We start from the raw sequence: 3,023 nt of genomic DNA, 5'->3' as shown, positions 1-3,023 counted from the left end.
CCTCGCGCGCCGGCGCCGAGCACATTCGCCGGCAGGCGGACGGTGGCGCCGAGCGCCTTGCCGGGCAGCTCGATCGCAGAGGTCACGGTGACGGCGGCCAGGCCGAGCCCGGCGCGCGCGATAACGTACCGATTCGATGGTCGCGGATTCGACATAACACCTTCCACCTCTTCAGGTGCCGTGCCGGCGCCCGCCCGAAGCAGGCGCGGCCGACAGGGTCGCCCGGCGCGAGCGGAATTGCTCCGCCCGGTTCGCCTTCGATTGTAGGTGCCGACCACGGCCCGTGGGTTGCGCTACATCGCGCGTAGCCGCTCGGCAGCGTGCCGAAACCCGGGCGAGAACCTCAGTCCTCGACGGTGTGGCGCCCTTCACGCGTGCCGGCCTCGCGCTCCGGCCAACCGGCGGGCGTCTCGTCCTCCACGGAACGCGAAACGCGGCGGATCGGCGGGCGCTCGGAACTACTCTTTCGGGCGGCCTCTGCGGCGCTGATGCGTCGCCCAGGCGATTCGGCATCTCCGTCGTCATCGGAAGAACTTCCGGACTTGCCGGAATCCTTGCCCTTGCCGGAGGCCTTACCGGACACCTTCTTCGGCGCGGCCCGATGGCCGGAACCGGACGACCTTGCGGCGCCGTGTCGTGCACCCGAGGAGCGACGCCCCCAGCGGGAGCCACCGCGCGAACGGTGGGTGCGCGGCTCCAGGATGAGCGTGCGAACCAGAGCGATCGCAAGCACAACCAGGCACGTCGCCAACAACAGCGGGAACCGCTTGGCCAGCGGAACGAGGATCGTGAGGATCTCCGTCCGGCCGATGCTCGAGCCGAAGCCGCCGGTATTGAGGTACTGGAACAGTGGGATCGTCACCAGCGCGACGAGCGGCGGCTGCACCACAGTCGTAAATACGTTCTTCCTGCGCACAAGCAGCACGGCGAACACCGCGCCGAGGAAGAAGAGGATCGTGAACGGGCGGCCGAGGATCTCCTCGCCCCAGCTCAGCGCCCACGACACACCGACAAATACCAAGAGCAGCACCACCGCGGCCCACCCCGGAATCCCGGGGAGGCCTGGCAATACCGATCGATCCTCAAGCGCGATACGCCGCGAGGTTCCAGCCGCAAGTTTCACAGCAACCTACCCTAACGGCCCGTCACTCATTTCTTCGTATCAGGCGGCGCACGGCGTCCATTGCGCGTCCGCCCGACTTCTCCGACGAGCCCTTACCGGAGCCGGAGGAGCTGGATTCCTCGTCCTCGGGAATCCCGAGATGACCGCCCTTATCCGCCGGCTGCGGAAGGTCGGTGTTCTGTGCGGCCTTCCGTACGTCCTCGGTCTTGTTCGCCGAGACCTCGGCGGCGTCGTTCTTCGGCGGGACGAGACTCGACACACCGGGCAGGTCGCGGAATCGGACCGAGCTCACCTCGGCGAGCCACGCCGTCAGCCGGCCTTCCTCCGTTGCAGGTTTGACGTCGGACGCAGAAACATCCCCGGCCATGAGATCTATCTGCTCGCTGACATAACGGATGATCACCGCCACCACCGCGGCGACGGGAACCGCGAGGAACGCGCCGAGAATGCCGAACAGGGTGCCGCCGCCGGCGACCGCGAGAAGGATGACCACCGGGTGCAGGTTCATCGAGCGGGACTGCAGGACCGGCTGCAGCACGTTGCCTTCGAGCTGCTGAACGGCGATGACTAGAACGAGCACGATGATCGCCGTGGTCAGCCCGTTGGAGACGAAGGCGACGAGCACGGCGAGCGCGCCGGCGGTAAACGCACCGACGATGGGGATGAACCCGCCGAGGAACGTGAGCACGGCGAGCGCCCACGCGAGTGGCACGCCGAGGATCACCAGGCCGATACCGATGAAGAACGCGTCCACGAACGACACGATCGCCTGGGTGCGAATGAACCCGCCGAGCGTGACCCAGGCCCGCGTGAGCACCTCGGTGAGGTGACGGCCGGCGCGACGACCGGTGACCCCGCGCAGCCACGGCAGGAAGCGCGGTCCGTCCTTGACGAAGAAGAACGTGAGCACTAGCACCAACAGCAGGGTGACGACGACGGAGCCCAGCGTGCTCACGCCCGCGAAGACGCCGCCGGCGATATCCTCGCCACGTTCCTGCAGGAACCCGACGGCCTGGTTGATGCCGTCGTTGATCTGATCGTCATTGATATTGAGTGGCGGGCCTTGGATCCAATCCTGCAGCCGGCGGATGCCGATCGACGCGGAATCCACGAGCTGTGGCGCCTGGTTGACGATCGACGGGGTGATGAGCGCGATGATGCCGGCGATGAGGCCGAGTCCGAGGATGATGGACAACAACGCAGCCAACGCCGCTGGTATGCCGATCTTCTTCATGTACTTGACCGGCGGCCACACCACCGTCGAGACGATCAGCGCGAGCAGGACCGGCAGGATCCCGACCCACACGAAACCGAGGATCTGTCCGAGGAGCCAGAGCGCAACCAGCCCGATGGCCAGGCGCAGAGCCCAATCGGAAAGCCAGCGCCCGCCCATCCCTATGAGTACGCCGCGGTCCGTGGGTTGCCCCTCCTCGAACCGTTCGGGATGTTCCGGGTCGAAATCGGAAGGGTAGCCGTCCTTCTGGCTCTTATCCTTCTTGTCGGACTTAGTTGCCGTAGACGTCTTCTGCGACGCCTTCGTTTCGGTGCCTTCGTTCTCTTCGCCGTCGCGAGGGGACTCTGCGGCGGTCGCGTCGGAAGTGGCGGAACGGTTTTCGGCGTCCGGATCGGTGGAGCGGTGGTCGCCTTCGTTGGCATCGGTCATGCGTTCATACTCTCATGTTCGCGGCTGCGGTAGATACCCGTACACTTGACGACCGTGAGTCTTACCCTTGGAATCGTCGGTCTGCCCAATGTCGGCAAGTCCACTCTGTTCAATGCCCTTACCCATAACGATGTGCTCGCGGCGAACTATCCGTTCGCGACGATCGACCCCAACATCGGCGTGGTCCCGCTGCCCGACCCGCGGCTCGCGCAGCTCGCGTCCGTCTTCGGCAGCCAG

At 66.1% G+C, this 3,023-nt stretch carries 3 protein-coding genes; 1 reads left to right on the top strand and 2 read right to left on the bottom strand.

All coding sequences use genetic code 11. The features are described from left to right. Positions 1–343: 343 nt before the first annotated feature. Both K8V11_RS03505 and K8V11_RS03500 read right to left on the bottom strand, forming a co-directional pair. The gene (locus K8V11_RS03505; protein ID WP_303910830.1) at positions 344–1,123 is read right to left on the bottom strand and encodes a DUF6542 domain-containing protein; all 780 of its coding nucleotides are present in this window, start codon (positions 1,121–1,123) and stop codon (positions 344–346) included. 22 nt (positions 1,124–1,145) lie between these two features. After that, the gene (locus tag K8V11_RS03500) at positions 1,146–2,786 is read right to left on the bottom strand and encodes an AI-2E family transporter (protein WP_303910829.1); all 1,641 of its coding nucleotides are present in this window, start codon (positions 2,784–2,786) and stop codon (positions 1,146–1,148) included. 54 nt (positions 2,787–2,840) lie between these two features. Between K8V11_RS03500 and K8V11_RS03495 the strand changes: the two genes are divergently transcribed. Further along, positions 2,841–3,023, top strand: a 183-nt coding sequence (locus tag K8V11_RS03495; RefSeq protein WP_303910828.1) for a GTPase, incomplete at its 3' end; no start/stop codon positions are given.

Origin of the sequence: Dietzia timorensis (genome assembly GCF_020742175.1) — a bacterium.
GTDB classification, from domain to species: Bacteria; Actinomycetota; Actinomycetes; order Mycobacteriales; family Mycobacteriaceae; genus Dietzia; species Dietzia timorensis_A.
Note: the sequence above shows the minus strand (reverse complement) of the source record. Positions and strands in the feature narration are given on the sequence as shown.

Coding starts and splice junctions, on each gene's coding strand:
- K8V11_RS03500 (WP_303910829.1), bottom strand. CDS start 2,786: ATGACCGATGCCAACGAAGGCGACCACCGCTCCACCGATCCGGACGCC.